The sequence below is a fragment of the Pseudomonas sp. MF09150 genome, from assembly GCF_059862355.1.
On the sequence record NZ_JCBCUS010000014.1, the window covers coordinates 41466 to 64804 of the forward strand.

The 23339-nt window shown below is 62.1% G+C and carries 24 protein-coding genes; 11 read left to right on the top strand and 13 right to left on the bottom strand.

Features of this window, described 5'->3' with window-relative positions; genetic code table 11:
• Window positions 1-169: 169 nt before the first annotated feature.
• The 8 genes from ppa to exaC all read right to left on the bottom strand — a co-directional run bounded on the left by ppa (window position 170) and on the right by exaC (window position 8446).
• Window positions 170-697, bottom strand: a complete 528-nt coding sequence (gene ppa, locus AC19YX_RS32055) for an inorganic diphosphatase (protein WP_003176323.1) — start codon at window positions 695-697, stop codon at window positions 170-172.
• Between the two features lie 112 nt (window positions 698-809).
• Window positions 810-1622, bottom strand: coding sequence for a M90 family metallopeptidase (locus AC19YX_RS32060; RefSeq protein ID WP_500607829.1), 813 nt, complete (start codon window positions 1620-1622; stop codon window positions 810-812).
• Window positions 1623-1627: 5 nt separating this feature from the next.
• Window positions 1628-2284, bottom strand: coding sequence for a DedA family protein (locus AC19YX_RS32065; RefSeq protein WP_020295256.1), 657 nt, complete (start codon window positions 2282-2284; stop codon window positions 1628-1630).
• Window positions 2285-2522: 238 nt separating this feature from the next.
• Window positions 2523-2978: a GNAT family N-acetyltransferase gene (locus AC19YX_RS32070; RefSeq protein WP_020295257.1), complete on the bottom strand. Its 456-nt coding sequence runs from the start codon at window positions 2976-2978 to the stop codon at window positions 2523-2525.
• Window positions 2979-3084: 106 nt separating this feature from the next.
• A complete protein-coding gene (eutC, locus tag AC19YX_RS32075; protein ID WP_078471631.1) occupies window positions 3085-3909 on the bottom strand; it encodes an ethanolamine ammonia-lyase subunit EutC in 825 nt (274 codons plus the stop codon).
• An 11-nt stretch (window positions 3910-3920) separates the two neighbouring features.
• The gene (locus tag AC19YX_RS32080; RefSeq protein ID WP_500607830.1) at window positions 3921-5315 is read right to left on the bottom strand and encodes an ethanolamine ammonia-lyase subunit EutB; all 1395 of its coding nucleotides are present in this window, start codon (window positions 5313-5315) and stop codon (window positions 3921-3923) included.
• A 126-nt stretch (window positions 5316-5441) separates the two neighbouring features.
• Window positions 5442-6722: an ethanolamine utilization protein EutH gene (gene eutH, locus AC19YX_RS32085; protein ID WP_078471633.1), complete on the bottom strand. Its 1281-nt coding sequence runs from the start codon at window positions 6720-6722 to the stop codon at window positions 5442-5444.
• Between the two features lie 203 nt (window positions 6723-6925).
• Complete coding sequence (gene exaC / locus AC19YX_RS32090) at window positions 6926-8446, bottom strand: acetaldehyde dehydrogenase ExaC (RefSeq protein ID WP_020295261.1); 1521 nt, start codon at window positions 8444-8446, stop codon at window positions 6926-6928.
• 391 nt (window positions 8447-8837) lie between these two features.
• On the opposite strand from exaC, the gene AC19YX_RS32095 reads away from it, so the two are divergent.
• The 4 genes from AC19YX_RS32095 to AC19YX_RS32110 all read left to right on the top strand — a co-directional run bounded on the left by AC19YX_RS32095 (window position 8838) and on the right by AC19YX_RS32110 (window position 13155).
• Window positions 8838-10757 carry a sigma-54-dependent Fis family transcriptional regulator gene (locus AC19YX_RS32095; RefSeq protein ID WP_500607831.1) on the top strand — a complete coding sequence of 640 codons (1920 nt, stop codon included), beginning with the start codon at window positions 8838-8840 and terminating at the stop codon, window positions 10755-10757.
• A 139-nt stretch (window positions 10758-10896) separates the two neighbouring features.
• Window positions 10897-12246: a UDP-N-acetylmuramate:L-alanyl-gamma-D-glutamyl-meso-diaminopimelate ligase gene (mpl, locus tag AC19YX_RS32100; RefSeq protein ID WP_078471635.1), complete on the top strand. Its 1350-nt coding sequence runs from the start codon at window positions 10897-10899 to the stop codon at window positions 12244-12246.
• Window positions 12243-12875: a flavin prenyltransferase UbiX gene (gene ubiX, locus AC19YX_RS32105; protein WP_020295264.1), complete on the top strand. Its 633-nt coding sequence runs from the start codon at window positions 12243-12245 to the stop codon at window positions 12873-12875. Before mpl ends, ubiX begins: the two co-directional genes overlap by 4 nt.
• The gene (locus AC19YX_RS32110) at window positions 12868-13155 is read left to right on the top strand and encodes a YceK/YidQ family lipoprotein (RefSeq protein WP_078471636.1); all 288 of its coding nucleotides are present in this window, start codon (window positions 12868-12870) and stop codon (window positions 13153-13155) included. Before ubiX ends, AC19YX_RS32110 begins: the two co-directional genes overlap by 8 nt.
• Before the next feature lie 33 nt (window positions 13156-13188).
• On the opposite strand, the gene AC19YX_RS32115 is transcribed toward AC19YX_RS32110, so the two are convergent.
• From AC19YX_RS32115 to AC19YX_RS32125, 3 genes are all read right to left on the bottom strand, one after another.
• Window positions 13189-13830 (bottom strand): oxidoreductase, encoded by a 642-nt coding sequence (locus tag AC19YX_RS32115; protein ID WP_078471637.1) that lies wholly within the window; start codon window positions 13828-13830, stop codon window positions 13189-13191.
• 28 nt (window positions 13831-13858) lie between these two features.
• Entirely contained in the window at window positions 13859-15577 is a 1719-nt protein-coding gene (locus AC19YX_RS32120) for a C13 family peptidase (protein WP_201128172.1), read from the bottom strand.
• 103 nt (window positions 15578-15680) lie between these two features.
• Window positions 15681-16136, bottom strand: coding sequence for a MaoC family dehydratase (locus AC19YX_RS32125; protein ID WP_020295268.1), 456 nt, complete (start codon window positions 16134-16136; stop codon window positions 15681-15683).
• A 179-nt stretch (window positions 16137-16315) separates the two neighbouring features.
• On the opposite strand from AC19YX_RS32125, the gene AC19YX_RS32130 reads away from it, so the two are divergent.
• The 3 genes from AC19YX_RS32130 to AC19YX_RS32140 are packed head-to-tail and all read left to right on the top strand — an operon-like array spanning window position 16316 to window position 17991.
• Window positions 16316-16678, top strand: coding sequence for a CidA/LrgA family protein (locus AC19YX_RS32130; protein ID WP_078471640.1), 363 nt, complete (start codon window positions 16316-16318; stop codon window positions 16676-16678).
• Complete coding sequence (locus tag AC19YX_RS32135) at window positions 16675-17391, top strand: LrgB family protein (protein WP_020295270.1); 717 nt, start codon at window positions 16675-16677, stop codon at window positions 17389-17391. Before AC19YX_RS32130 ends, AC19YX_RS32135 begins: the two co-directional genes overlap by 4 nt.
• A gap of 9 nt (window positions 17392-17400) precedes the next feature.
• Entirely contained in the window at window positions 17401-17991 is a 591-nt protein-coding gene (locus tag AC19YX_RS32140; protein ID WP_078471641.1) for an LON peptidase substrate-binding domain-containing protein, read from the top strand.
• A gap of 64 nt (window positions 17992-18055) precedes the next feature.
• Here the strand turns inward: AC19YX_RS32140 and AC19YX_RS32145 are convergent, their stop codons facing one another.
• Together AC19YX_RS32145 and AC19YX_RS32150 are read right to left on the bottom strand one after the other, a co-directional pair.
• The gene (locus tag AC19YX_RS32145) at window positions 18056-19372 is read right to left on the bottom strand and encodes a bifunctional DedA family/phosphatase PAP2 family protein (RefSeq protein WP_500607832.1); all 1317 of its coding nucleotides are present in this window, start codon (window positions 19370-19372) and stop codon (window positions 18056-18058) included.
• 88 nt (window positions 19373-19460) lie between these two features.
• Window positions 19461-20147 carry a DNA-3-methyladenine glycosylase gene (locus AC19YX_RS32150; protein ID WP_201128160.1) on the bottom strand — a complete coding sequence of 229 codons (687 nt, stop codon included), beginning with the start codon at window positions 20145-20147 and terminating at the stop codon, window positions 19461-19463.
• A 176-nt stretch (window positions 20148-20323) separates the two neighbouring features.
• Here AC19YX_RS32150 and AC19YX_RS32155 point away from each other — a divergent pair, with 176 nt between their 5' ends.
• The 4 genes from AC19YX_RS32155 (at window position 20324) to rlmH (ending at window position 23328) form a co-directional block, all read left to right on the top strand.
• Window positions 20324-21595, top strand: a complete 1272-nt coding sequence (locus AC19YX_RS32155; protein WP_078471644.1) for a glutamate-5-semialdehyde dehydrogenase — start codon at window positions 20324-20326, stop codon at window positions 21593-21595.
• Window positions 21564-22286, top strand: a complete 723-nt coding sequence (nadD, locus tag AC19YX_RS32160; protein WP_242487417.1) for a nicotinate-nucleotide adenylyltransferase — start codon at window positions 21564-21566, stop codon at window positions 22284-22286. Before AC19YX_RS32155 ends, nadD begins: the two co-directional genes overlap by 32 nt.
• A 70-nt stretch (window positions 22287-22356) precedes the next feature.
• Window positions 22357-22851 carry a ribosome silencing factor gene (gene rsfS / locus AC19YX_RS32165; RefSeq protein WP_078471645.1) on the top strand — a complete coding sequence of 165 codons (495 nt, stop codon included), beginning with the start codon at window positions 22357-22359 and terminating at the stop codon, window positions 22849-22851.
• Window positions 22852-22860: 9 nt separating this feature from the next.
• A complete protein-coding gene (rlmH, locus tag AC19YX_RS32170) occupies window positions 22861-23328 on the top strand; it encodes a 23S rRNA (pseudouridine(1915)-N(3))-methyltransferase RlmH (RefSeq protein ID WP_003185785.1) in 468 nt (155 codons plus the stop codon).
• Window positions 23329-23339: the final 11 nt, after the last annotated feature.

Sequence of the window (23339 nt, forward strand, 5' to 3'; positions counted from 1 at the left end):
TATTTGCCGCAAATTCCCAGCGCGAAGGGCCGGCCAGAGGCCTCGAGAGCCAAAATAGTGCAACGGAATTTTACCTGCCCCAGGCACCGGGTTTCTGGCATGCACAAAAAAGCCCCGAATCACCGGGGCTTTTCCTTGCAGCTTACGACTGGAAGCTTAGCGCTGCTTCTCAGCCTTTATAGGCTGCAACCGACTTCATGATCTCGGCACGGGCTGCGTCTGCGTTGCCCCAACCGTCGATCTTCACCCATTTGCCTTTTTCGAGGTCTTTGTAGTTCTCGAAGAAGTGCTTGATCTGTTCCAGCAGCAGTGGCGGCAGGTCGGTGTATTCCTTCACGTCGACGTACAGCTGGGACAGCTTGTCGTGTGGTACCGCGATGACTTTGGCGTCGCCACCACCGTCGTCGGTCATGTTCAGGATGCCCACCGGACGGGCGCGGATGACCGAGCCTGGGGTCACTGGGTACGGGGTCACGACCAGCACGTCGAGGGGGTCACCGTCGTCGGCCAGGGTGTTGGGGATAAAGCCGTAGTTGGCTGGGTAGAACATCGGGGTTGCCATGAAACGGTCAACGAACAGGCAGTCGCTGTCTTTGTCGATTTCGTACTTGATCGGCGCGTGGTTGGCCGGGATCTCGATCGCGACGTAGATGTCGTTCGGCAGGTCTTTGCCAGCCGGAATCTTGCTGTAGCTCATTGGGCGGTGCCCCCGTTAGATGACCAAATGACTTGGCCGGATTGACCAAAAAGTGGCGGCGATTATAGACACACTCCGCTATCGATGCCACGTACCAAGGGTCGTACAACGCTTAGTCGTGTGGCTGATAGACCGGATCTTCGGCCTGAAGTTGCCGCAGCCTGGCGAGCGGATTCTGCCGGTAAAACAGCTGCAACTGTTCATAGACTTTCGGATAGGCCTCGTTGAGCAAATCCGGGGCGCTGAAGAAGTATTCGCTGGTGACGGCAAAAAACTCGGCTGGGTTTTCCGCGGCGTAGGGGTCGATGGCGGTTTCGGCGTCCGGGTTCTGCTCGAGTTGGCGGTCGAGGTCGTCGTAGGCTTCTTGCATCACCTGCGCCCAGTCGCTGACCCGCATATCGCTGTGCAGCGGCGGCAGGCCGTTGGCGTCGCCGTTGAGCATGTCCAGCTTGTGCGCCAGTTCGTGGATCACCAGGTTGTAGGCTTCCCAGCCGCCGCTGGCCAGGACTCCGGGCCAAGCCAGGATGATCGGCCCTTGTTGCCAGGCTTCGCCGCTGTGTTCGCCGTCCCACTCGTGCTCGACTCCACTGGCATCGCGATGGCGCTGGGGGCTGAGGAAGTCGTCCGGGTAGAGGACGATTTCATGGAAGCCTTGGTACCAGTTGAGGTCGCCCAGGTGTAGCAATGGCAGCTGGGCCTGGGCCGCCAGCAGCAGACGCTGTTCCTGATGCAGTTCTACGCCGGGGAGGGCGGTCAGGTGTTTTTCATCGAGAAACAGCACGCTGGCTTCACGCAGCCATTGGTCTTCGGCCGGGGTGATGCCATCGAGGAAGGGCAAGTGCTGGCGCACCCGATGCCAGGTGTCATCGGCAATCGGATGCTTGGCCAGGATGCGCTTGCGGCGCCAGGCACTGAGGGACCACATGCCGGTCAGCGCGGCTCGGCGTTTGACGTCGAGCGGCCAAAGCGGCTGCGGGCCACGCCGATGATCATCGGGACCAGGGACAGGAGAATGATGCCCACCACCAGCAACGACAGGTTTTTCTTGATGAAGGGCACGTTACCGAAGAAATACCCCAGGGTGACCAGGCCGCCTACCCAGAGGATGGTGCCGGCCACGCTGAAGCCGAAGAAGCGCGGGTAAGGCATCCGCGCCACGCCGGCGACGAACGGCGCAAAGGTGCGGATGATTGGCAGGAAGCGCGCCAGGGTCACGGTCTTGCCGCCATGCTTGTCGTAGAAATCGTGGGTCTTTTGCAGGTAATCGCGGCGGAAGATCTTCGAGTTCGGGTTGTTGAACAGGCGTTCGCCCGCTGTTCGGCCGATGACATAGTTGGTGCTGTCGCCGAGGATCGCCGCCAGCATCAGCAGGCCGCCCAGCAGCACCGGGTCCATGCCGCCACCCGCGGCCACGGCGCCGGCAATGAACAGCAGGGAATCTCCCGGCAGGAAGGGCATCACCACCAGGCCGGTTTCGCAGAAGATCACCAGGAACAGAATGGCGTAGATCCATGGGCCGTAATTGGTCACCAGCAAGTCGAGGTAGACGTCGAGGTGCAGGATGAGGTCGATCGGGTTGAAATCCATGGAGGCACCTGTGGTGACGGCCCGGCTCGGCGGACCTGTGCAATGACTCGGGGTAAGGTCTTACAGCGAGGGCAGACGTTTCTTACTTGCCGAAAAGGTCAGCATTATAAAGTGTGAACTGTGAAATGCGCGTTGAGATTGTAGCGGGGCGTTTCGAGGGCCAGGCATCGTTTGGCGGCGGGCAGAGGCGGGAAATTCGGTAAATGCCACAGCGGCCCGAAGGCCGCTGTCGAGCGGATCAATCATCGCTGATGGGCAATACGTAGTTCTTGAACTCGGTGTCTTCGCGAAAGCCGATGGACTCGTAGGTTTTCTGCGCCACTTCGTTATCGCTGCTGGTGGAAACGCGCATGCGCACGGCGTGGGTTTCCTTGGCCATTTTCTTCGCGGTGCGGATCAGGTTGTCGGCCACCAGTTGGCGCCGAGCGTCTTCAGCGACGTAGATGTCGTTGAGGATCCATACACGCTTGAGGGACAGGGACGAGAAGCTGGGGTACAGCTGACAGAAACCGAGCAGTTTGTTGTCGTCATCGGACAGCGCCAGGTAAATCACCGATTCCTTGCGGCGCAGGCGTTTTTCCAGAAAGGCCCGGGACGAGTCCGGGTAAGGCAGCGCGCCGTAGAATTCGCGGTATTTGACGAACAACGGCGTCAACAGGTCCAGGTGTTCCAGGGTTGCTTGAGTAATCCGCATGGTAGGCCTCAACAGCAAGTGGATATGACGGCAAACGGTTCATTACTCGGGGCAGCCGTGTTCGGATGCTGCCTAAAGCTGGAAAAAAGCGCAATCGTCTTGAAAATCACGCTTCGGGTGGGCTCAACAGGAAATTGCCCTTCATGTTCTCCGGTGTGTCCGACTCCAGGGTTTGCACCTGGGCTTCATCCTTGAGGTTGACCCCCGACAACTGCCGCCGGCATGCCTCGCGCATCAGGTACAGCAGGCGGTGGGCGGCCATGCCGTAGCTCAGGCCCTCCAGGCGCACGTTGGAGATGCAGTTGCGGTAGGCGTCGGTCAGCCCGACCTTGGGCTGGTAGGTGAAGTACAGACCCAGGCTGTCCGGTGAACTCAGGCCCGGGCGCTCGCCGATCAGGATCACCACCATTTTCGCGCCCAGCAGTTGGCCGATTTCATCGGCTACCGCGACCCGGCCCTGTTCCACCAGAATCACCGGCGACAGCGACCAGCCTTCGGCGTTGGTCTGCTCTTCCATTCGCGCCAGGAACGGCAAGGTATGGCGATGCACCGCCAGCGCCGAAAGCCCATCGGCCACCACCACTGCCAGGTCGACTCCGCCGGGGTTGGCGCTGGCGTAATCGCGCAGGGTTTGTGCCGACTCATCACTCAGACGTCGCCCCAGGTCGGGGCGTTGCAGGTAGCTGTGGCGATCGACGGCTGCGCTGTGCAGCAACAGGCTGTCACGCCCGCGCTCGGCCAGCTGGCTGCTGAGCCCGGCATGGTCGAAGGGCAGGTGCACGGCATCGCGAGCCTGGGCGTGGGCGTACTGGAAATCCAGTTGGGCGCCGGTTGGCATGCTGGTGCCGGTGCGGCCCAGGGCGATGCGGGCCGGGGTCAGGCGGCGCAGTTCCAGCCAGGGGTTCTGGCTGTCGGTGGGGTGCTTGTCCATAAGTGTCTCGCTTATCCCAATTGCGCCAGCGCCTGGCGGAAGGCCGGTGGCAGGTTATTGCCGAAATGCACCTTGCCATCGGCTTGGGTGAAGATTCCGGTGTGCGCCAGCCATTGCTCGAACTCCGGGGCCGGCTTCAGGCCCAGGGTCTGCCGGGCGTAGAGCGCGTCGTGAAAGGAGGTGGTCTGGTAGTTGAGCATGATGTCGTCGGAGCCGGGGATGCCCATGATGAAGTTGATTCCGGCCACCCCCAGCAGGGTCAGCAGGGTGTCCATATCGTCCTGGTCGGCTTCGGCGTGGTTGGTGTAGCAGATGTCGCAGCCCATGGGCACGCCCAGCAGCTTGCCGCAGAAGTGATCCTCCAGGCCGGCGCGGATGATCTGCTTGCCGTTGTACAGGTATTCCGGCCCGATAAAACCGACCACGGTGTTGACCAGGAACGGCTTGAAATGCCGGGCCACGGCATAGGCGCGGGTTTCGCAGGTCTGCTGGTCAATGCCGAAGTGGGCGTTGGCCGACAGGGCGCTGCCCTGGCCGGTTTCGAAATACATCAGGTTTTGTCCCAGGGTGCCGCGGTTCAGGCTCAAGCCGGCGTCGTAGCCTTCCTGCAACACATTAAGGTTGATGCCGAAACTGGCGTTGGCCGCCTCGGTGCCGGCAATCGACTGGAACACCAGGTCCAGCGGCACGCCCCGGTTGATCGCCTCGATGGAGGTGGTGACGTGGGTCAGGACGCAGGCCTGGGTCGGAATTTCATAACGCTGGATGATGGCGTCGAGCATTTCCAGCATGGCGCAGATCGAGGCAATGCTGTCGGTGGCCGGGTTGATGCCGATCATGGCGTCGCCGTTGCCGTACAGCAGGCCGTCGAGCACGCTGGCGGCGATGCCCGCCGGTTCGTCGGTGGGGTGGTTGGGCTGCAGGCGGGTCGACATCCGCCCGCGCAGCCCTACGGTGTTGCGAAAGCGCGTGACCACACGGATCTTCTGCGCCACCAGCACCAGGTCCTGCACGCGCATGATCTTCGACACCGCGGCAGCCATTTCCGGAGTCAGGCCTGGGGCCAGGGCGCGCAGGCTGGTTTCGTCGGCGGCATCGCTGAGCAGCCAGTCGCGAAAACCACCCACGGTCAGGTGGCTGACCGTGGCGAAGGCCTGTTGGTCGTGGGTGTCGATGATCAGCCGGGTGACTTCATCGGACTCGTAGGGAATCAGCACTTCCTGCAGGAAGTGTTTCAAGGGGATGTCCGCCAGGGTCATCTGCGCGGCGACCCGTTCGCCGTCGTTCAGGGCCGCGACCCCGGCCAGGAAGTCTCCGGAACGCGCCGGGCTGGCCTTGGCCATGACCTCCTTGAGGCTATCGAAGCGATAGGTCTGGGGGCCGACGGTATGGGAAAAACTGGCCATCTCTGTCTCCGTTTCAACGATGAAGGTGCGTTGTCGTGGGGGTGGCAGTTGTCAGAATGCCACCTTTTTCGACCGCTGTTCCAGGCGCTTGCCCGTGTACGTACAAGCCGGTGTTGCGGGCCGTCCTCAGGCGGTGGCCTTGTGTCCGGCGGGCAGCGGGGCCTCGGGCTCGGCGTCGCCCAGGTATTCGCCTTCGGCGATGATCCCGGCAGCGCGATCCTGGGCTTCCAACTCCAGGGCCTTGGGCACCGATAACCAGTAAGCCAGGCCCACGGCGATGAATCCGGCGCTGATTTTGCCGATCAGCACCGGGAGGATGATGGTCGGTTGGAAGTTGGCGGTGAACGACAGGTGGTCGCCCAGCAGAAAGGCCGCGCACACACCAAAGGCGATGTTGATCACTTTGTCTTTGGGCGGCATGAAGCGCACCAGGCGGAACATGGCCAGGATATTGGCGATGGTCGCCAGCATGCCGGCACTGCCGACGGCGCTCAGGCCAACCTTGCTGCCGAGGTTTTCCAGGGGCTTGCCCAGGTATTTGCGCAACAGGTAGACCATGGGGAAGGCCCCGGCCAGCATGATGCCGATGTAGCCGGCGGTTTCCAGGGCGCGGGTCTGGTCCTCGGCGTCGGCGATGATCGGATGGAAGCCCCAGCCGCCGAATACCAGCGAGAACACCCCGGTGAAGTATTCGACGATGGAAAACACCAGCACCAGCTTGATCGCCGCGTCCATGGCCCGGCCGAAAATGATGAAGCCCTTGATCATCATGTCCGGCAGAAAGCGCAGGCCGACGGCCAGGGCCACGACGAAGATCAGGATCGGCAGCAGGTTGGCAAAAATACTGCCCATGCCCAGGGCCAATTGATAACCGGCTTCGCCATTGGTGGTCACCAGGTCGCGCACCAGTGGGTTGCTGAACGCCAGGATCACGCTGGCGATCAGTACGCCGATGGGGATGGTCAGGATCCCGGACATGATTCCCAGCGCCATGTATTTATGGTCGCGCTTGTCGAGCATCGCCAGGCCCATGGGAATCGAGAAGACGATGGTGGCGCCGCCCATGAAACCGGTGATCAGGGCCATCACCAGCGCTTCCTTGCTGGCCGCCAGGGCCGAAGCCAACTGATAGCCGCCCATGTCCGAGGCGATGATCATGGTCGCCGCCAGCGCCGGGTCGGCGCCCAGGGAGTTGAAGAACGGGCCGAAAACGCTTTCGATCACCACCGTGAGGTAGGGGATGGAGGCCATGATCCCGGCGGCCGGTACGAAGATGTACCCGGTGGCGTGGATGCCCTCCATGAATTCTTTGCCCAGCCCTCGGTCGCTGTCGTAAATCGCGGCGAATGCCCCGAGCACGGCGCAGAGCATGATGAGGTAGAGCACGTAGTTGCCGATCTGATCCATTAGGTTGTTCCTTGTTCTTATTGTTCTTTAAAAGCCGCGTGGACTTTCAGCACGACAGCCCGATGCGAGGCCAATCGGGAATTTTTGACAGCAGCATTCCTCTCGGCCAGTCGTGGACGCCGAAACGGATGGAGGATGGAGGGGCGCTTCAGGCCCTGGCGGGCCGGAACCCCCGGCGACCTGGGTCGCCGGGGGGGCGTGGATCAGAAGAAGCCCAGCGGGTTGATGTCGTAGCTCACCAGCAGGTTTTTGGTCTGCTGGTAGTGATCGAGCATCATCTTGTGGGTTTCACGGCCGACACCGGATTTCTTGTAACCGCCGAATGCGGCGTGCGCCGGGTACAGGTGGTAGCAGTTGGTCCAGACGCGACCGGCCTTGATCGCCCGGCCCATGCGGTAGGCGCGGTTGATGTCGCGGGTCCAGAGGCCGGCGCCGAGGCCGAACTCGGTGTCGTTGGCAATCGCCAGGGCTTCGGCTTCGTCCTTGAAGGTGGTGATGCTCACCACCGGGCCGAAGATTTCTTCCTGGAACACGCGCATATCGTTGGTGCCCTTGAGCAGGGTCGGCTGGATGTAATAGCCGGTTGCCAGGTCGCCGGTGAGTTTTTCTACCTTGCCGCCGGTGAGCAGTTGCGCGCCTTCCTGCTTGGCGATTTCCAGGTAGGACAGGATTTTGTCGAATTGTTGCTCGGAGGCCTGGGCGCCGACCATGGTGTCGGTGTCCAGCGGGTCGCCGCGCTTGATCTGCTCGACCTTCTTCATCACCACTTTCATGAAGTCGTCGTAGATCGACTCTTCCACCAGGGCCCGGGATGGGCAGGTGCAGACTTCGCCCTGGTTGAAGAACGCCAGCACCAGGCCTTCAGCGGCCTTTTCAATGAACTGCGGCTCGGCCTTCATGATGTCGGCGAAGAAGATGTTCGGCGATTTGCCGCCCAGTTCCACGGTGGACGGGATGATGTTCTCGGCGGCGCATTTCATGATGTGCGAGCCCACCGGAGTGGAACCGGTGAAGGCGATCTTGGCGATGCGCTTGCTGGTGGCCAGGGCTTCGCCCGCTTCCTTGCCAAAACCGTGTACCACGTTGAGCACGCCTGGCGGCAGCAGGTCGCCGATCAGCTCCATCAGCACGCTGATGCCCAGCGGGGTTTGCTCGGCGGGCTTGAGCACCACGCAGTTGCCGGCGGCCAGGGCCGGGGCGAGTTTCCAGGCGGCCATCAGCAGCGGGAAGTTCCACGGGATGATCTGCCCGACCACGCCCAGGGGTTCATGGAAGTGGTAGGCGGCGGTGTGCTCGTTGATTTCGGCGCTGGTGCCTTCCTGGGCGCGAATGCAGCCCGCGAAGTAGCGGAAGTGGTCGGCGGCCAATGGAATGTCGGCGTTGAGGGTTTCACGCACGGCCTTGCCGTTGTCCCAGGTTTCGGTGATGGCCAGCAGTTCGAGGTTCTGTTCGATGCGGTCGGCGATTTTCAGCAGGACCAGGGAGCGGTCCTGGGCCGAGGTCTTGCCCCAGGCGTCGGCGGCAGCGTGGGCAGCGTCCAGGGCCTTGTCGATGTCTTTGGCGGTGGAGCGCGGGAATTCGGCGATGGCCTTGCCGTTGACTGGCGAAGTATTGGTGAAGTAGTTGCCATCGACCGGAGCGACAAACTCACCGCCGATGTAGTTGCCGTACTTGGCCTTGAACGAAACGATAGCGCCTTCAGTACCGGGGTGTGCGTAACGCATGGTGGGTATCTCCTGGCTTTTGTGCTTATAGGGGAGGACGCGCTGTTGCGCTTGTTAAGCCTAGAGCAAAGGTCGGGCCAGCGTGTTGCAGGCCCGCAGAATCAAGGGTTTTGTCGTGTTTCGACAGGCAATTGGCGGCGGGCTGTGACGGATATGGCACAGCGGTGAGTGACAGTTTGTCACCTGTATGGCACAACCTGTGACTCATCAGTCGAGTCGGCATTGCAATGAATCCGCCGCAGGAGGATGCTGGTTTGCTTGTGAAATTCACCCGTCCCGTCTGTCGCTGCTGCCTGGTTGCGAACGGGTCCAGGGGCTTTCAGCCATCTTGCGGCAGCGGCCAGAGGTGGTTCCGTCTGAGCGTGACAGCGCAGCAGGAGAATAATAAGAAATGCATAGCAGTAATCATCTGACCCGGCACGCCCAGCAAGTGCTGACCGTTACCCAGGGCAAGGCCCGCTTGCAGGGCCCGGGCAGCGACCCGTCGATCGCCCGCTCGTGGCTGCGTTGCCTTGAGGATTACCACCTCGACCCGGCCCAGGCCATGGCGCCGACCGTGCTCGAGCAGGGGCGGGTCCTGGAAAGTCGCGAGCGCCTGCAGCAAGTGCTGCAGATCGCCGGCAGCGAGATGGCCAGCCTGCATCAGCAATTGTCCGGTGCCGGCCATGCGGTGCTGTTGACCGATGCGCGCGGGGTCATCCTCAACTGCATTACCGCGCCCACCGAGCGCAAAATCTTCGAGCGCGCCGGCCTGTGGCTGGGCGCTGACTGGAGCGAAGCCTGCGAAGGCACCAACGGTATCGGCACCTGCCTGGTGGAGCGTCAGGCGCTGACCATCCATCAGGATGAGCACTTTCGCGGGCGGCACACGGGCCTGACCTGTTCCGCCAGCCCGGTGTTCGACCCTCATGGCGAGCTGCTGGCAGTGCTCGATGTATCGTCGGCACGCCAGGATGTCTCGCGGCAAAGCCAATTCCACACCATGGCCCTGGTCAACCTTTCGGCGAAGATGATCGAGAGCTGTTATTTCCTGCGTTATTTCGACAATCAGTGGTTGCTGCGTTTTCATTTGCAGGCCGAGTCCGTGGGACTGTTCAGCGAAGGGCTGCTGGCGTTCGACGGTGATGGGCGGATCAGTGCGGTGAATCAGAGCGCGCTGAACCTGTTGGGGCATGTTCGTGGCGGTTTGCTGGGGAAACCGGTGGAGTCGTTTTTTGATTGTTCGCTCGATGAGTTACTGAGCCGGGCCAGCGTCAATGCCAGCGCCAGTTGGCCATTGCGCAGCCGTGATGGGCGCAACCTGTTCGCCCTGCTGCGTGGCCAGCCGCGCGCGGTGCCGCAGCCGGTGGTGATGCCGGCCCCTGTGCTCGAACGCCCGCGGCTGCCGGGCATATGCCTGGGTGATGCGGCGCTGCAGAACGATTTTCGCAAGGCCCTGAGGGTTTTCGAGCGCGATGTGCCCTTGCTGATCAACGGCGAAACCGGCTCCGGCAAAGAGGCCTTCGCCAAGGCCGTGCACCACGCCAGCCAGCGTGCGGAAAAAGCCTTTGTCGCGCTCAATTGCGCGGCGATTCCGGAAAGCCTGATCGAGAGCGAGTTGTTCGGCTATCGCGGCGGCAGCTTTACCGGCGCTCGCAAGGAAGGCATGCGCGGCAAGTTGCAACAGGCCGATGGCGGCACGTTGTTTCTCGATGAGATCGGCGACATGCCCCTGGCCATGCAGACTCGCCTGTTAAGAGTGCTGGAAGACCGGATGGTGGTGCCCATTGGCGGCGAGCCCCAGGCGGTGAACGTGCGGATCATCAGCGCCACCCACCGCGACCTGCTGGAGCGGGTGCACAACGGCAGTTTTCGCGAGGACTTGTACTACCGCCTCAATGGCCTGGAAATCGGCTTGCCGGCGTTGCGCCAGCGCAGTGACAAATCCCAGTTGCTGGACTTTCTCCTGGCTGAAGAGGCCGGTGAGCAGGCGGTGCTGCTGGATGCGGCGGCGCGCCAGGCGTTGCTGGACTTTCATTGGCCGGGCAACGTGCGCCAGTTGCGCAATGTACTGCGGACACTGGCGGCGCTTTGCGAGGATGGGCGGATCGTCCTCGAAGATCTGCCGGCAGTTATCCGTCACAGCCGTCCGGCCCCCGTGGTGGCCACGGTCGAGGATATTTCGCAGCACCCGCTGGATGATGCCGAGCGCTTGGCGCTGCTCAACGTCCTGGAGCAACAGCGCTGGCACATGACCCACACTGCCGAGCAATTGGGCGTCAGCCGCAACACCCTGTATAGAAAGCTGCGCAAACATGGCATCGCCCGCTAGCACGCCGTAGGGGATACCTCGGGGAGGACAAGCGGCTACAGCTAAGGCCATAAGCTGCGGCGTTCGATCTGCTCGGCAGCTAAAGAGTGCGAATTGCAGCCCTCTACGCTAACCTGCCGCGATGTTTACGAGGTCGACTATGCACATTCATATTCTCGGTATTTGCGGCACTTTCATGGGTTCAATGGCGGTTCTGGCCAAGGAGTTGGGCCATCGTGTGACCGGTTCCGATGCCAACGTCTATCCACCCATGAGCACCCAGCTCGAGGCCCAGGGCATCGAGTTGACCCAGGGTTACGACCCGGCGCAGCTCGACCCGGCGCCAGACCTGGTGGTCATCGGCAATGCCATGTCCCGCGGTAACCCGGCAGTGGAATATGTGCTGAACAAAGGCCTGCCCTACGTCTCCGGCCCGCAATGGCTGGCCGAGCATGTCCTGCGAGGTCGCTGGGTACTGGCGGTCGCCGGCACCCATGGCAAAACCACCACCAGCAGCATGCTGGCCTGGGTGCTGGAGCACGCGGGCATGAGCCCGGGTTTTCTGATTGGCGGTGTGCCGCAGAATTTCGCAGTCTCGGCCCGTTTGGGTGACACACCCTTTTTCGTGATCGAGGCCGATGAGTACGACAGCGCCTTCTTCGACAAACGCTCCAAGTTCGTCCACTACGGCCCGCGCACCGCGATCCTCAATAACCTTGAGTTTGATCATGCGGACATCTTCCCCGATCTGCCGGCCATCGAGCGGCAGTTCCACCACCTGGTGCGTACCATTCCCAGCGAAGGCCTGGTGATCCATCCGACCACCGAGCCGGCCTTGCAGCGAGTGATCGACATGGGCTGCTGGACCCCGGTGCAGACCACCGGCGCGGGTGGCCAATGGCAAGCCAGGCTTCTCAGCGAAGACGGCTCGCGCTTCGAAGTGCTGTTTGAAGGTGTGGTTCAAGGCGTGGTCGAGTGGGACATGACTGGCCAACACAACGTCGCCAATGCCTTGGCCACCCTGGCAGCGGCGCGTCATGTGGGCGTGGTGCCGTCCATGGGCATCGACGGGTTGAGTGCGTTCAAAAGCGTCAAGCGGCGCATGGAAAAGGTCGCCGAAGTACAGGGCGTGACCATTTACGACGACTTCGCCCACCATCCTACGGCCATCGCCACCACCTTGGACGGCCTGCGCAAACGCATTGGTGATGCTCCGCTGATCGCCATCATCGAACCGCGCTCCAATTCGATGAAGTTGGGTGCCCACCGTGATGGCCTGCCGGAAAGCGTCAACCAGGCCGACCAGGTGATCTGGTATGCCCCCGCCAATCTCGGCTGGGACCTGGGCGCGACCGCCGCGCTGTGCTCGGTGCCGGCCATTGTCAGTGACTCGCTGGAAGGCATCATCGAGCGCGTGAAGAGCCAGGCCAAACCCGGTACTCACGTGGTGATCATGAGCAACGGCGGTTTTGGCGGCCTGCACGGCAAACTGGCTGAGGCCCTGCAATGAACAACGGTCCGGAACGTATCACCCTGGCCATGACGGGCGCCTCGGGCGCCCAGTACGGCTTGCGCCTGCTCGATTGCCTGGTCCGTGAGGATCGGGAAGTGCACTTTCTGATCTCCAAGGCCGCGCAATTGGTCATGGCCACCGAAACCGACGTCTCGCTGCCGCCCAAGACGCAGATGATGCAAGCCTTCCTCACCGAGTACACCGGTGCGGCGGCGGGGCAGATCCGGGTCTATGGCAAGGAAGACTGGATGTCGCCCGTGGCCTCGGGCTCCGGCTCGCCGGCGGCGATGGTGGTGGTGCCGTGCTCGACCGGAACCCTGTCGGCCATTGCCACGGGTGCCTGCAACAACCTGATCGAGCGTGCGGCCGATGTCACGCTCAAGGAGCGTCGCCAGTTGATTCTGGTGCCACGCGAGGCGCCGTACTCGAGTATTCATCTGGAGAACATGCTCAAGCTGTCGAACATGGGCGTGACCATTCTGCCGGCGTCGCCGGGCTTTTATCACCAGCCGCAGACCATCGATGACCTGGTGGATTTTGTGGTGGCGCGGATTCTCAACCTGCTGAACATTCCCCAGGACATGCTGCCGCGCTGGGGCGAGCACCATTTGAGCAGTGATGAGTAGGGCGTTGCTGGTGGCGTTGATCGCCCTGCAACTGGGTGGTTGCGCCACCGCGCGCACTCTCAATGCCGCCCAGCCGGGAGCGCCGGTGGTGTACTCGGGAACCCGCCTGGATTTGTACGCGATGCAGGGTGGCTGCTGCGCCATGGACCGTTTTGGGGCCGAGGCGCCGAGCTATCCCGGTGTTGACCTGCCCGCCAGCGCTGTGCTCGACACGCTGCTGTTGCCGTTGTCGGTCCTGACGGTGTTGGGTGTGGGGTTCCAGGCTACCGGCGGGCTGTAGCGGCGCTTGCTGGAGTGCCGCGCCAGCCCGGTTCTATTTGCCCAGCTTGCGTAACTCGTCGGACTCAACCACCCGAACCCCGTCCTGTTCTTCCAGGGCCAGGCGCCACATGGCACGAGCCAGCTGGCAGGCTTCGATACCGCGGTACTTGCCGGGAATCAGTTTGGACAAGGGGCCGGCCAGTTGTTCCGCCAGGCGTGGCTCAAGGCGCTCGCCCAGCAGCAGCGAAGGGCGGCAGATGGTCAGTTGCGGCCAATCCTGGGCTTGGAGCGCCTGCTCCATTTCGCCCTTGACCCGGTTGTAGAAGATCGAAGACTGGGCGTCGGCCCCCACGGCGCTGATCACGATCAGGTGCCGCGCGCCCATTTCCCGCGCGCGCTTGGCAAAGGCCACCACCATATCCAGGTCCACGGCACGAAACGCCTGTTCCGAGCCGGCCTGCTTGATGGTGGTGCCCAGGCAGCAGAAGGCGATGTCGACCTGGCCTGTGAGTTGCGGCAAAAATACAGCCGGGTCGCCCACCGGGTTTTCCAGGTGCGGATGCTCGCTCAACGGGCGGCGGCTGGGTGCCAGAACGCGGGTCACGGTGGGTTCGTTGAGCAGGCGATCAAGCAGGTGTTCGCCAGTCAGGCCGGTGGCTCCAGCGAGCAGGATATGCTGAGGCGTCAAGTACATAGTGTTTCCCCCTTGATACTGTTTCAGCTTAGTTGCTCTTTGCTTCCTTGCTGTTGATTGAGACACTTTGCAGCGCTTTTCGTGCCTGCTGTTTTCGCAATTGTTGCCAGTGCGCCAAGACCCCCTTGGGCGCCCAGATCTGCGGTTCCGAGGCTTCGAAATTATCGGCCTGCTCGCGTTCGGCGACGTTGGCCCGGGCCAGTTTGAAGGCCTGCTCCAGATCATCGGTCTGGTTCAGCGCCTGGGCGAACAGCGCATCGCCAAAGTAGGTGAAATCCGCTTCCTCCGAGCAGCCGAAGGACACTCGGTCGGCCTGCGAGGCGGTCATGATCAGCGTGCGTTCGTCCTTGAGCGCCGGGATAAAGCCGCCGGAGTAACAGGCCGAGATCACGATGATTTTGTCGCGGTTCTTCAGCGGGGCCAGGGCCGTCGCCAGCTCATCGGCCGGCAGGTCGGCCAGCTCCAGACGCGGCTGATCGAGCACCAGTTCGTGGGCGCTGGTGCCGTGGCTGGTCAGGTAGATGAAAACAAGGTCTTCCGGGCCGCTGCGTTCGGCCAGGGTCTGGGCCGAGCGGTGCAGGCTCTCCCGGGTGGCCATGGGCCGGTCGGCCAGGTGGTCGCGGTGGTTGACCAGGCGGATCTGGCCGTAGGCACCGAAACGGCTGGCGAGCATGTTGCTGACGTAGTCGGCTTCGCGCAGGAACACGCTTTGCTTGCCGTCACCGGCCAGTGTCAGGCTGTACAGCTCTATCGCCGGTGTCGAGGCGGGAACGTTGGTCAACGCTTGTTCGAGCAGACGCCCCTGGGCCAGCAAGCCGAGCTCCAGTGGGTCCGGCAGCAATTTGCCGCTGGCATCGCGCACGCGCAGGCCGTTGATCCAATCGCCGCTTTGCACGGTGCCGTCACGCAATACCAGCACCCCGTGGCCCTGGTAGCTGTCGCTGTCGAAACCGCCGATATAAAAACTGCCGTCGCTGAGGTTGAGACGACCCTGGCCGCTGAAGCGCCAATCGCTGAATTGCCCGACATAGTGGCTGCCGTCGACGCCTATCAGTTCACCTTTGCCGCTCAGGGCGCCTTCTTTGAACTGGCCGATCCACACGTCGCCATCCGCGTTTTCGTAACGCCCCTTGCCGTGCAACTGGTTCTGCTTGAAGCCGCCGACGTAGATGTCGCCCTCGGCACTGTTGAAAGTGCCGTTGCCTTCGAGCTGGCCATTGACGAAGTGGCCGCTGAACTGATTGCCGCTGGCGTCGCTGCGCTGGCCTTCGCCATTGGGCTTGCCGTGGGCGAACTGGCCCTGGTATTGGCTGCCGTCCTCCAGCTCCAAGCGCCCCAGGCCGGAATAAAGGTCGGCCTTGAACTCGCCACGGTAGGTCATGCCACCCTCTTTGAGGGTGCCTTCACCATCGCGGCGGCCAAACTTGAAACCGCCGGTGTAACTGCTGTCCTGGGTGGTCAGGCTGCCCTGGCCGTGGAACAGGCCTTGCTGGAACTGGCCGCGATAGACCTCGCCGTTGCTGCCATGCCATTCGCCGTTGCCATGCCATTGGCCATTTTCGAATTGTCCCGCGTACCAGCTGCCGTTGGGATAGTCGATGCGCCCCTGGCCCTGCAGCAGGCCGTTGACCACGTCGCCCCGATAGCGTCCGCCGTCGGGCAGCCGGGCGTCGGGCGGCAGCAGCGATTCGCCGTCTCCGCAGGCGGCGAGCAACAGGGTCAAAACCAGGGGTACAAGTGGGCGCATAGCGGGATCCGGGTAATTATGGGACCGAGTATGCCGTAGCCATGTGGCTTATATATAGAGAGGCCGTGCGAAACAGCGTGAGCTGTTTCGCATCAGCGGTGTTTCAGACGAAGCAGAGCGACAGTGGCTCGGCGATATAGGCGGGTTTTTCCTGGCCTTCGATTTCCAGGGTGGCGGTGGCCTTGAGCAACCACTGGCCGGGTTTCTTTTCGGTGACTTCGGTGAGGTCGACCTTGAGTCGCACCTTGGAGTTGACCTTGACCGGCTGGATGAAGCGCACGCTGTCCAGGCCGTAGTTGACCACCATCTTCAGGCCTTCAGGCAACACCAGGATGTCTTCCATCAGCTTGGGAATCAGTGACAGCGAGAGGAAACCATGGGCGATGGTGCCGCCAAAGGGGGTTTGCGCAGCCTTGACCGGATCGACGTGGATAAACTGGAAATCGCCAGTCGCCTCGGCAAACAGGTTGATGCGCTCTTGGTCGATGGTGAGCCATTCGGAACGTCCGAGTTCCTTCCCGACATAATCTTTGAGCTCTGCAACAGGAACGTAGGGCATTGAGACTCTCCTTGGTTTATCGGTTTTATAGTTTTTCACGAGGTGGGGGCGGTGCCCTGACAACCACTTTAGATCATCATGGCCAATTGCTTGGGTCAACCATCCATGCTTTTGGCGAATGCCGGTCCATAGCCCTTGCGTGCTTATAATGCGCGACGCGTTTTTGCTGGAGAGTGGGGATGTTGTTACGCGGTCTGACATGGCTGGTGCTGTTCCAATTGCTCGGCACGGCGATCAATCATCTGTTTCTGCCGATACTGCCGGGGCCTATCGTCGGCCTGCTGCTGATGCTGATCTTCCTGATTGCACGGGGCGAAGTCGGGGAGCCCCTGAGCCTCGCGGCCAGCAGCCTGCTGCGTTACCTGCCGTTGTTGCTGGTGCCGCCGGCCGTGGGCGTGATGGTCTACGCCAAAGACATTGCCGCTGATTTCTGGGCGATTGTCGGTGCACTGGTGCTGTCCCTGGTGATTTCCATGGCCTTTGTCGGCGTGCTGATGCAGAAGCTGGTCAAGCGCCAGGCGCGGCGGGAGGAAGGGCAATGACGTTCGACTGGCAAGGTGCCTGGGCGGCCGTGATCCACCACCCGTTGTTTGGCATCGGCATTACCCTGGGGGCTTATCAACTGGTGCTGGCGGCGTTCGAGAAAACCCGCTGGATCTTTCTGCAGCCGGTGCTGGTGTCGATGCTGCTGGTCATCGGCGTGCTGCTGGGCTGTGGCCTGACGTACGCCGAGTACCGTAAGAGCACCGAGATCCTGAGTATTCTGCTGGGCCCGGCCACGGTGGCGCTGGCTGTGCCGCTTTATCTGAATCTGCGGCGGATCCGGCAATTGTTCTGGCCGATATTTACTACGCTGGTGGTGGGTGGCGTGGTCGCTACCGGCCTTGGCGTATTGCTGGGATGGTGGTTTGGCGCCGAGCACATGATCTTGATGACCATGGCGCCCAAGTCGGTGACTTCGCCGATTGCCATGCTGGTGGCCGAGCAGATCGGTGGTGTGGCGGCCCTGGCGGCGGTGTTCGTGCTGATCACCGGGGTCATCGGGGCTATTTTCGGCCCGAGCATTTTGAATCGCCTGGGTGTCCATAGTCCCGAGGCGCGCGGCATGGCCCTGGGCATGACGGCGCATGCCGTGGGCACCTCGGTGGCCTTGCAGGAAAACGAAGAGTGCGGTGCCTTTGCGGCGCTGGCGATGAGTCTGATGGGCGTGGCCACGGCGGTATTCCTGCCGCTGGCGGTGTCGTTGGTGGTTTAAGGATTTTTTATGAGCCTGGCGCTTTTTCCGCTGAATACCGTGCTGTTTCCGCAGTGCATCCTCGATCTGCAGATTTTCGAGGCGCGCTACCTGGACATGATCGGCCGCTGCATGAAACAGGGCAGTGGTTTTGGCGTGGTCTGCATCCTCGAAGGCGAGGAGGTCGGCAACGTGCCGGAAGGTTATGCGCTGATCGGCTGCGAAGCGTTGATCACCGATTTTCATCAGCAGGACAATGGCCTGCTGGGCATTCGGGTCAAGGGTGGGCGGCGTTTTCGGGTGCTCAGCAGCGAGGTGCAGAAGGACCAACTGGTGGTCGCCCAGGTCGAGTGGCTCGACGAGGCTCCGGAGCAACCGTTGCAGGATGAGGACGCCGACCTGATCGCCTTGCTCAAGGCGCTGGCCGAGCATCCGATGGTCGAGGCCTTGAACATGGGCACGGAAGCCACCGGCCAGCAGTCGCTGGCGAACCAGTTGGCCTATCTGCTGCCATTTTCAGAGCTGGACAAGCTGGACCTGCTGCAACTGGATGATCCGCAGCAACGCCTGGATGCGATCCAGGCGCTGTTGGATGAGTTGCAGGGCGAGCTTTTCGCCTGATCTCTGAATGTTGGGCTGCAAGTTCAGCGTGACGGCCCTTGCCACCACTCTCTAGTGGATTTCCTCAATAGGCGTAGCGCAGCAGGGCGTGGGGCAGGTGCCGCATGGCCATGAATGCGCACAGCGCAATCATGCTCGGCAGCACCAGCCACCAGACCCTGGCTGGCATTGCTGGCAAAGGCGTCTGACGCTGGCTCAGGGCCAGGCTGGCGGCACAGACGCAGGTCGCGAGCATCGCGCCGGCCAGAATATCGGTCGGCCAATGCGCCCCGAGGTAGACCCGCGACAAGGCGATCGAAGCGGCCGGCAGGCAGCCCAGCAGCAGCCAGGTCAGGCGCATCCTGGGTGGCTGGCCGCGCCCGGCAAGTACCGCCAGGGTCAGGAACAAGGCAAAGGCGCCGGAAGAATGCCCGCTGGGCATGCTGTAGCTGGTCAGTGGATCGGTCAGCACCTCGGGGCGGACCCGGGCGAAGAACCACTTGCTCCCGGTGTTGGCCAGAGCGGTGCACATCAGCGTGGCGCCGGCGAAAATCGCCTGCCGCCATTGGCGAGCAATCAACAGCAGCAGGGTGAGCACGCCGCTGATGATGAACATGGTGCGGAACTCGCCGATCTGCGTGACCATCACCATGATCCGGTCCAGGGAGGCGCTGCGATGCTCCTGCACCAAGGCAATCAGGCCCTGATCGAACTGGATCAGGTAGGGGTAGCCGATAAACAGCCCGGCCAGGATCACCAGGCTCATCACACTCATGATCAAGGTGGCATTGCGGTGTCGACGCAGGCTGCTGGTAATGCTCAGGCCCACCAGCACGGCGATGCTGCCGACCACGACTCCCGCCTCGGGCCAGAAACCCTCGGGCAGCGGCAGGCGTATCGCGGCGCCGGTGGCCCAGCCGGGCAGTAGGTAGGCAACGGTCCAGCCGGCAGCGGCCAGCAGGCTGACGGCAATAAAGCGGGGGAAGGGCATGTCGAACATGCCGGCGACCATCGGCAGCATCGGCCGCAACGGCCCGATAAAACGACCCACCAGCAGGCTGGCGATGCCATAACGCTGAAAATACGCTTCGGCGCCGCTGATCCATTGCGGGTGTTGGCGCAGCCCGGGCAGTCGACGAATGCTCTGGTGAAAATGTCTGCCGAGCAGGTAGGAAACGACGTCGCCCAGCAGCCCCCCGAGAAACCCCAGCAGCAAGGTTTCGCCCAGGGACAACGCGCCGTTGCCCGCCAGCACGGCAATCGCGAATAGCAGCACCGTGCCGGGCACGATCAGGCCGGCAATCGCCAGGCACTCGACACAGGCCACAATAAATACCGCGGCGGCCAGCCACTGCGGGTTGGCCGTCAACCAGGTGGTCATGCCATCGAGCCATGGGCCCATAAAGTCAACTCCGTCATGTGCACATTGAACGCAGAAGCGCGCCAGATCGCGATAGCGCTACCGCGGGCAGGTTCGTTGCTGCGGGATTTCAGTCGAGCAGAAAGTAATCGCGTCCTTCGACTTGGCCGCGCCGCAAGGGGTTCCGTGTGCAATAAGGCGCGTAGGACGCATCGACGAAGCGGTACATCAAATGCTCGTCGCGGCCGTGGGGAATGCCCAGGCGGGTGGTCTGGATAATCTGTCCAACCGGGGTGCCGACATCTTCGACAAACAGCAGCTCCTGATCAAAGCGCTTGGCATCCCAGATTGGGACTTTCAAGCCCAGCGCCTTGCACAGCAGGGTCTGGCCGGCGCACAGCTTTTGCGAGGGGCGGGGGCGGCCACTGGCATCGGGGTTGTTGAGCAGCATTTGCGCCAGGCTGGCCGGGCCAGAGACCGCGTCGACCCAGGGGTAGGCCGATTTTATCAGCACCGCGTTGCCCGGGCCCTGGGCGCTGAAATTCAGCGAATCGCCGCCGCGGGCGTAATACATGTAGATGTGGCCGCCATCCAGAAACAAAGCTTTACGCTTTTCTGTGTAGCCGAGGGAGGCGTGGCTGCCTTTTTCCTCGCAGTAATAGGCTTCGGTCTCGATAATGCGCGCCGATAACCACAGGCCGTCGACTTTATGCCGGATGATTTTGCCCAGCAGTTCGCGGGCCAGCAGTTGCGCATCACGGTCGAAGAAGCTGTCAGGCAGGGCGTTGGGCAGGTCTGCGTTGGTCAGAATGGACATGGTGGCAACGGTGGGCGACGAGAAATGTGACGCAATGATATCAACATCAGCCTTAACTCATGCTTAACGCGCGCTATTTGCCCTCCATTTTGACCATCCGCCCGTGACCGCTGTCCGTGGGCCGATGCGACAGCTATAATCTGCCGCTTTCCTCTTTGCCAAGACCACACCAGACCATGACTGAGTCCGTTCTTGACTACATGACCCGTTTGGGTCGCGCTGCCCGCGAAGCTTCGCGTGTCATCGGCCGTGCCAGCACTGCGCAGAAAAACCGTGCGCTGAATGCTGCCGCCGCTGCTTTGGACGCCGCTCGGCCAGAACTGACCGCTGCCAACGAGCAGGACCTGGCTGCCGGTCGGGCCAATGGTCTGGAACCGGCCATGCTTGAACGCCTGGCACTGACCCCGGCCCGTATCGACGGCATGATCGTCGGTCTGCGCCAGGTGGCGAGCCTGCCGGACCCGGTGGGCGCGATCCGCGATATGAGCTACCGGCCTTCGGGTATCCAGGTCGGCAAAATGCGCGTGCCGCTGGGTGTGGTTGGCATTATTTACGAATCACGGCCGAATGTGACCATCGATGCCGCGAGCCTGTGCCTGAAGTCGGGTAACGCGACCATCCTGCGTGGCGGCTCCGAGGCCATCCACTCCAATCGCGCCATCGCCCTGTGCATCCAGCGCGGCCTGGCCGAAGCCGGCTTGCCGGCGGCCGTGGTCCAGGTGGTCGAAGTGACCGACCGGGCGGCTGTCGGTGCCTTGATCACCATGCCGGAATACGTCGACGTGATCGTACCGCGCGGTGGCAAGGGCCTGATCGAACGCGTTAGCCGTGACGCCCGCGTGCCGGTGATCAAGCATCTGGACGGCATCTGCCACGTTTATGTCGGTGCTCACGCGGACCTGGCCAAGGCCCAGCGCATTGCCTTCAACGCCAAGACCTACCGATATGGCATCTGCGGCGCGATGGAAACCCTGCTGGTGGATCAAGCGGTGGCTGCCGATTTCTTGCCGGCGATGGCTGCGCAGTTCCGCGAGAAGGGTGTCGAGTTGCGGGGTTGCGAGCGTACTCAGGCCATCATCGACGTGATTGCTGCAACCGAAGAAGACTGGAATACCGAGTACCTGGCACCGATTCTGTCGATCCGCGTGGTGGACGACCTGGGCCAGGCCATTGAGCACATCAACCATTACGGCTCGCACCACACGGACTCGATTGTCACTGAACACCAGGGTGAAGCCCGGCGTTTTGTAGCTGAGGTCGACTCCAGTTCGGTGATGATCAACACCCCGACCTGCTTCGCCGATGGCTTTGAATACGGATTGGGTGCGGAGATTGGCATTTCTACTGATAAGCTGCACGCCCGCGGCCCGGTAGGTCTCGAAGGCTTGACCTGCGAGAAATACATCGTGGTCGGTGATGGCCAGTTGCGTGGACAGGAGTCGGTCTGACTTGGGCGACCTTGGCCAGCCAGCCGTTCTGCCCGTCAGCGAACCCCGGCCCAGACGCATTGGCGTACTCGGCGGGACGTTCGACCCGGTGCATATCGGCCATTTGCGCGGTGCGCTGGAAGTGGCCGAATCGCTGACTCTTGATGAATTGCGCCTGACACCCAGTGCCAGGCCGCCTCATCGCAACACGCCGCAGGTGTCGGCGTTGGACCGTCTGGCGATGGTCGAGTGCGCGGTCACGGGGGTATCACCGTTGGTGGTGGACGACCGTGAGCTGAAACGGGACAAACCGTCCTACACCATCGACACCCTGGAACTGATGCGGGCCGAGTTGGCCGCGGATGACCAGTTGTTTCTGCTACTGGGCTGGGACGCTTTTTGCGGCCTGCCCACCTGGCATCGCTGGGAGGAGTTACTCCAGCATTGCCACATCCTGGTGCTGCAACGCCCGGATGCCGACAGCGAACCGCCGGATGCCTTGCGCAACCTGCTGGCAGCGCGGTCGGTAAGTGACCCCTTGGCCCTGACCGGGCCAAGCGGGAATATTGCATTCGTCTGGCAGACCCCGCTTGCGGTGTCTGCCACCCAGATCCGTCAACTGCTGGCCAGCGGTAAGTCGGTACGTTTCCTGGTGCCTGACGCGGTCCTGGCCTACATCGATGCGCACGGGCTTTACCGTGCGTCGAACTGAAAAGGCGCGCTTGAAGGCACGAATAGTCGTGTATTGAAGCGCCCGAACATACGAGCAAAACGAGTTTTATATGACGAACAACGACGTAAACAAAGTTAAGCGCAAAGGCACGTTCAAGAGTGCCCCGCTGCCTGAAAAAGTCATCATCGGCGAGCCCCTCAAGGGCGAAGAGCTGGTCAAGGTTGCCGTAGCGGCCCTGGAAGACGTCAAGGCCCAGGACGTGCTGGTCATCGATGTGCGTGACAAGCAAAGCATCACTGACTACATGATCATCGCCACCGGTACCTCCAACCGTCAGATCGGCGCGATGCTGGACAAGGTTCGCGAAGCCGTGAAGGCCCTGGGCGTCAAGCCGCTGGGTGAAGAAGGCAAGGGCGACAGCGACTGGGTGTTGTTGGACATGGACGACGTGATCGTTCACATGATGACCTCCAACGCCCGTCAGTTCTACGACCTGGAGCGCCTGTGGAAAGGCGCCGAGCAGAGCCGTGCCGCCGATGGCAAGCACCACAGCCCGGAAGTGGGTCACGAGCATTTCAACAAGCTCAACAAAGACCAGGAATAAGGAACGGCTGTGCGCCTGCGTCTGATCGCTGTCGGTTCACGCATGCCCAAGTGGGTGGAAGAGGGCTGGCATGAATATGCCAAGCGCTTGCCGTCCGAGCTGGCGCTGGAACTGGTGGAAATACCGCTCAATACCCGGGGCAAGAACGCCGACGTGGCACGCTTTATCCGTCAGGAAGGCGAAGCCATGTTGGCCAAGGTCGGCCCCAATGAGCGGATTGTCACCCTCGAGGTGCACGGCAAGCCCTGGAGCACCGAGCAACTGGCGGTAGAACTGGACCGCTGGCGGCTCGATTCGCGCACGGTCAATTTCATGGTTGGCGGCCCGGAAGGGCTGGCGCCGGAAGTCTGTGCGCGGGCGGATCAGCGCTGGTCGCTGTCGCCGCTGACCTTGCCCCATCCGCTGGTACGCATCCTCATCGGTGAACAGCTGTATCGCGCCTGGACAGTCCTGTCCGGGCACCCTTATCACAAGTAGCCCTGCGCCCT